A 5,903-nucleotide genomic window follows, 5' to 3' on the forward strand; every position below is an offset into this window, starting at 1 on the left:
ATCTTTGAAATGGGTTTTCGTAACAAGAACTGAGCTTTCTTTTACAGTCTGATTAATATCAATTTTATCTTTTACTATATTTATAGAAAAATATATAAGATAGAATGCCCCTAAAAAGGATAACCACAGCATAGCTGTCTCGCTAACTGAAAACACTCATTGAAGGATAATAAATGATATCGCTATCAAAATTAGTGATGCAGCATTAGTACCTGCGACTGTTGCTAATCCAGCCCTGAACCCACCTTTTACGCTTGCACTCACTACAAGTACAGTCACAGGTCCTGGAGTACCTAAAAACAGTAAAACAGCTGAGAAATAGGTGAATAATAAAGAATAATCAATCATTTAACTAATGCCTTTTTTATTTTTAATGGACATATTTTATTTACAAGTGCTCATCTAAACTAGCATTCAACTCTAAATCATTCTTATTGTCACTCTTAGTCTCGACCGTACCACCAAGCCCCTTTACCAAATCTGTCATTAAATCCTTATCGCCCTGTCTGCTCAAAAAATCCAACAGGTTATCAGCCGTATATTCTTTTAAGCCTTGTACAGAATTATTCTCTAAAGCGTCCACAAAAAAAGCACCCAGTAGTATTTTTTGCCGTGTCAGTTTCTTATCTAGCTTCTGCTTCTCCCTATTTATTTTAGCCTCAAGTTCGTTAATTCTCTGCTGTTCTTTTAGATCATTACCACCTAGTAAGCTCATATTATCTTCCTTATACTAGTAGATTTTTTTGTTCATCCAACTATAGCAATTTCGCCAGTACCTAACAACAGTTTATGATATAGTTATTTAACGGATGGTTGAGTCCCACTGACTAAGTGCGAGTTTTCGACTTGAAATTATAATCCACTATGTTACTTATAATTTCAAATCAAAACCTCGTGAGGGGCAAGCCCCCTCAACCCCCACCCCAAACAAAAAGCCGTTTGGGGTAAAGTAAAAATTGGAGTTTGTACAAAATGGCCATTTTCATCGCTAGCACAAAATCAATAAGTAGAGGTAAGGGGCAATCAGCGGTTGCATCTGCCTCATATCGTGCTGGTGAAAAATTAGAAGATAAGCGGTGCGGAAAAGTTCATGACTACTCAAAACGCTACGGTGTTATGAGTGCTGATATTATTTTGCCCTCATCTTTAAAAGATAAAAAGGTCACTATCAACAGGGGCGAGATTTGGAACAAAGCTGAACAAGCAGAAAACCGAAAAGACGCAAGGGTTGCTCGTGAGTGGTTAGTTAACTTGCCGTATGAACTATCAGAAAAAGAGCGAAAAGAACTAGCTCATAGGTTCAGCCAAAAGCTAGCTGACAGATACGGAGTTATTGCAGATTGTGCTATTCATAAACCGACTGACAAAGAAATAGAAAGAGGGGCAGATCCTCGTAATTTTCATGCGCACATCATGCTAACAACACGCAAAGCAGAACTGAACGATAACAACGAGATTGTACTAACAGACAAAAGCACAGCAGAACTGTCAGATAAAAAAAGACGTGAGCTTGGACTTGAGCGTATGAGCCATGAAGTTAAACAGGTGCGTCAATTGTGGGAGTCAGTGGCGAATGAAAAACTAGCAGAGCATGGCTTAGATCTAATTGATAGCAGCAGTTACAAAAGCCAAGGAATTGACATTGAGCCACAGCTCAAAATGGGGTCGGTTGCAACAAAGCTAGAGCGTAGAAAGTACGCAGAAGAACTTAAAAAAGCTAAAGCGGCGAAAGAAAAAGGCGAATCTTATGAGATTGATAAAAGTCCAGCTACCAAGCTTGGAGTGATTAACGAGATTATCAACGAGCGAAACGAGCTAATCTTTAACTTAGAGATTGAAGATAACAAGCTTATTAACGATAAAGCCGAGCAAATCATTTTTGCTAAAAAGCAAGATATTGAACACACCACACCACCACCGACAAAAGCGATCAGTACAGATGTGGTTAAATCTAATGCAGTCGCTCAAGCTTTGGCACTGGCGAAAAGCGTTAAGAGCAAACGTGAACAAGAGAAAATAGCAGAAGCCAAAGCAAGGGCAGAAGAAGCCATGCGATTACAACAGCAACGAGAAGCCGAGCAAGCCAAACAGCAGGCTATTGAGCAAGCTAAGCTAGAACAAGCACGAGTAGAAGCCGAAAGAGCTAAACAAGCACAAGCGGAACAAAGACAGCTAGAAATTAATCAGTTTAAAGAAGCTAAACAAGAGATATACGTAAAAGCAAGAAGCAACCCTGACCACTTTAAGAACATTGAAGCCGATAACCCGATAGGACAAAAGATAATAGCTATTAATGTCGCTAGTGAAGCGGTCCGGAAGCTAAACACTTACATTGATGATCCAACCACAACCGACTATCAAAAACGGTACGCAGTAGGTGAACGTGATGTTCTAATCGATCTCACAGCAGAGCAAGCGAGAAAAGCACTAACAGTAACAAAAGAGCTTTACGGCAGAAGCGATCGTAAAACGCACACAAATGAGCTACAAGGGGCATTAGACAATTTTGCCAAGGTTACCAGCGATAATGTGAGTAAAGAGGCACAGAAGAGCTTACAGGACGCACAGCAAGCTATTAAAGACTACAGCAATGAGATTAACCGCAGTAATAGCTATGGAATGAGAAGATAAAATGGATAACACCAATACACAGCTAGAAGATTTATTAACGGCTCTAGCAACGCTCACAGAGCATAATCAAGCCCTTTTAGAACAGCGTGAGCAACTGGACGTTGCTAGCACTGCTAGAGCGAATGAAACCGCTGATTTAATTAAGCAGTTAACAGCGCAGCTCAAAGAATATCAAGAAAAAGAGAAAATGCTCACCGATGAAACTTTAGAGGGCATACAAAGAGCTCTTAGTACTGTTTTTAAGCAGAACCAAGAAAGTTATCACAAAGCAATAAACAAGGGCTTTACAACTCACATTAAACAGCTAACAATCGAGCTATCACAGGTTTCTAGTAGTATTAAACAACAGCTACAACAGCTACAAGAAGATGCTCGAAGAACACAGAAAGAATTTGAGTATCGCAATACATCAATTTTAGCTTATGAGGACTCATATAAGACGCAGAGCGACAAGTTAAAGCAAAATGTAGCTAATACACTGAAAGAGGTGTCAAACAGCACCAAGACGCATTTAGAGGCGTTATCTGATGAGTATGTAAGTCAGCTAACTTGGAAAACAGGTCTGATCTTAGGTGGCGTTTGCTTGTTCATCATACTGCTAACATTTTTTATAGCTTGGTTGTTCATACCCAGTAAATCAGAGATAGCAGAACGCAGAGCAAATTATGTCATGCTAGAGCGTTATGATATTGCTGATAATGTCGTCAAAGGTAAAGACGGTTATTATGCTGATGTTAAAAAGTCTACTTGTTTCACTGCCAAAGACGGTAATTTTTACTGTAAATTTCGTTAAGTTCACCTCTTTTTTTCTTCTTTTGTTTTAGTAGTTATCCACAAGCAAAAAGGCTTTTAATGCTTTTAAATGCTTTTAAATGCTTTTCCGTCCTCGCAAAGCCACGATATTAAAGGGCTGTAACTTCCATTGAACGACGTTTACTTACCCATTGAACGACGTTTACTTACCCATTGAACGACGTTTACTTACCCATTGAACGACGTTTACTTACCTTTTAACGACGTTATAATATTTGACGTTTATACGACTGGTAATTACAATGTCGTTAAATAATGCAAAGGGAGTTTTAAAGTGGCTAAGTCAAACCTAGTAGTAAAAACAAACTACCTAAACACCGTGCTTCAAAATTTGACATTGGTAGAGATTAGAATAATTCAATTGGCGATAGTAGATGCAAGAGAAACGGGTAAAGGACTAAGTACTGATACTCCTTTACGTATTGATGCCATGCGATACGCTGAAGTTTTTAATACCACTCGTCAAAACGGCTATTTGATGATGAAAGATGCAGAAGAGACTTTATTTAACCGTCGCTTTAGTTTTTTAGATGATGATGAAAGAACGGTGAAGTCACGTTGGATCTCGCAAGTCAGGTACTTAGATGATGAAGGAGCGATTGAGGTGGTGTTTACGCCTGCAGTAGTTAAGGGGATTACTCGTATAGATGGGGCAGAAGAGTTTTTTACTAAATATTTGCTAGAGCAAACTGCAAGAATGGATAGTAATTATTCTATTCGGCTGTATGAGTTGCTTGTTCAGTGGAAAAAAGCAGGCAAAACACCTTTATTCGAACTTGAACAGTTTAGAGGACAAATGGGACTGGGGATTAATGAATACAAAAGAATGTGTGACTTCAAAAGACGTGTACTAGATTTAGCTGTCGAAGAAATTAACGAAAAATCGGATCTTAAAGTCAGCTATGAGCAAGAGAAAAAGGGCAGACGTATCACTGGCTTTAAATTTAAAATAATCACTAAGAGCAAACCTGAGCAGCCCCAAAAAAGAACCGTAAGCCGTGACGCTTATACAGCAGATATGTTTACCGTTGATGGTTTAAATGATAAACAGCTAGGGCGTATCGCTCGTAACCCTAACTTTATCGCTGATTATAATCATTTGGTCAGTTCTACTAGCCCAGCAGGTCAAAACCCTAATGATTGGGAGTTTGAGATGATTAATCGCCTTAAAAAAGACGCTTCTCAATTTAAGAAACGTCCAATTAGGGATTATTTAGAGTATTAAGGCTAGCGGTCTATTGTTAGTAGCTTTAGTAGCTTGTTAGCTCAAATAATGGTCTTATTTAGCAGTTCTACTGGGATAGACTCTAAAAATTATTTATGAAGGGTGTTATTTGTTATGAAGACTATTACTGCCTTAGTGTTTGAAAATTATGAAACTTTAGACTTATTTGGACCTATCGAGGTATTTGGTAGCTTAAAAGAATACTATAGAGTGCAGTTTGCGTCATTAGCAGGAGGTGTAGTTAAAAATCATCACGGTGTTGAGTTACTCACGAATAATACTGATAATTTACTATTTGGAACAGATATTCTACTAATAGTAGGGGGTCAAGGCACCCGTCAATTAGTAGAAGACAAGCTTTTTTTAGAGGTATTAAAAAAGCTCTCAGAAAATGCACAGTGGGTCCTGAGTGTATGTACAGGTAGTGCTTTATTGGCAAAATCGGGTTTATTAGAAGGTAAGCAAGCAACTTCTAATAAGCGATCTTGGCAATGGGTAATCTCTCAATCCAACCAAGTTAACTGGATACAAGAAGCACGGTGGGTAATAGATGATAAGTTCTATACTTCATCAGGTGTTAGTGCTGGAATAGATATGACGCTAGGGTTTATTGCGGACAGACATGATTTAGAAACTGCACGTAAAATTGCCAAAGAAATAGAATATAACTGGCAAGAAAATAGCCAAATCGACAATTTTTGGGATGTGTTTTAGAGATAATCCTTTAGTTTATATTGGGGAAAGCTCTATTTAATAGAGGTTTTAGTTGTATAGAAAAAATAATGATACTGGCTAACACTCGTAGACCGTTATAAGTGGTTCCGTTATAATAGTCTGTTTTAAGTGGTCTGTTAATACGTTTAAAGGGTGAAATAACTGGTTCCTTTGGGGTATACTCTATTTACTGGTATTGAACTATATCTAGGTTTTGTAGAAGAAATAATTGGATCACTATTAGGATGTAGTTAGTTTAACTCTGCTAACCACAGACTTATTGCAAAGCCGATGAATAACATTCCGATTAGTCCCATACTAGAAATCACCAACCATGGATACTGGCGAAAGCGAGTTGATAGACGTTCTCCTACAAGTACCATCATGCTTTGGTAGCATAAACTGATGATTTGTAAAATAATTGCTAATACTAAAAAAGAAATAAATGGATTAGGGTAACTTGGATCGACAAACTGTACGAAAAACGATAGAAAAAATAGAATACCTTTAGGATTAGTGA

At 38.0% G+C, this 5,903-nt stretch carries 6 protein-coding genes; 4 read left to right on the top strand and 2 right to left on the bottom strand.

Annotated features, from left to right (window positions below; genetic code table 11):
* Window positions 1–388 precede the first annotated feature (388 nt).
* A complete protein-coding gene (locus tag A1232T_RS13440) occupies window positions 389–715 on the bottom strand; it encodes a mobilization protein MobS (protein WP_077449832.1) in 327 nt (108 codons plus the stop codon).
* Between the two features lie 257 nt (window positions 716–972).
* Between A1232T_RS13440 and A1232T_RS13445 the strand changes: the two genes are divergently transcribed.
* The 4 genes from A1232T_RS13445 to A1232T_RS13460 all read left to right on the top strand — a co-directional run bounded on the left by A1232T_RS13445 (window position 973) and on the right by A1232T_RS13460 (window position 5,383).
* Window positions 973–2,631 (top strand): MobA/MobL family protein, encoded by a 1,659-nt coding sequence (locus A1232T_RS13445; protein WP_077449833.1) that lies wholly within the window; start codon window positions 973–975, stop codon window positions 2,629–2,631.
* Between the two features lies 1 nt (window position 2,632).
* Window positions 2,633–3,424: a hypothetical protein gene (locus A1232T_RS13450; protein WP_077449834.1), complete on the top strand. Its 792-nt coding sequence runs from the start codon at window positions 2,633–2,635 to the stop codon at window positions 3,422–3,424.
* A 294-nt stretch (window positions 3,425–3,718) separates the two neighbouring features.
* Window positions 3,719–4,669, top strand: coding sequence for a replication initiation protein RepM (gene repM / locus A1232T_RS13455; RefSeq protein ID WP_077449835.1), 951 nt, complete (start codon window positions 3,719–3,721; stop codon window positions 4,667–4,669).
* Between the two features lie 114 nt (window positions 4,670–4,783).
* Window positions 4,784–5,383 (top strand): DJ-1/PfpI family protein, encoded by a 600-nt coding sequence (locus A1232T_RS13460; RefSeq protein ID WP_077449836.1) that lies wholly within the window; start codon window positions 4,784–4,786, stop codon window positions 5,381–5,383.
* A 251-nt stretch (window positions 5,384–5,634) separates the two neighbouring features.
* Here the strand turns inward: A1232T_RS13460 and A1232T_RS13465 are convergent.
* A partial coding sequence (locus A1232T_RS13465) for a LysE family transporter (protein ID WP_167367090.1) occupies window positions 5,635–5,903 on the bottom strand: 269 nt, incomplete at its 5' end.

The sequence above is a fragment of the Psychrobacter pasteurii genome (assembly GCF_900162815.1).
In the GTDB taxonomy this organism is placed as follows: Bacteria; Pseudomonadota; Gammaproteobacteria; order Pseudomonadales; family Moraxellaceae; genus Psychrobacter; species Psychrobacter pasteurii.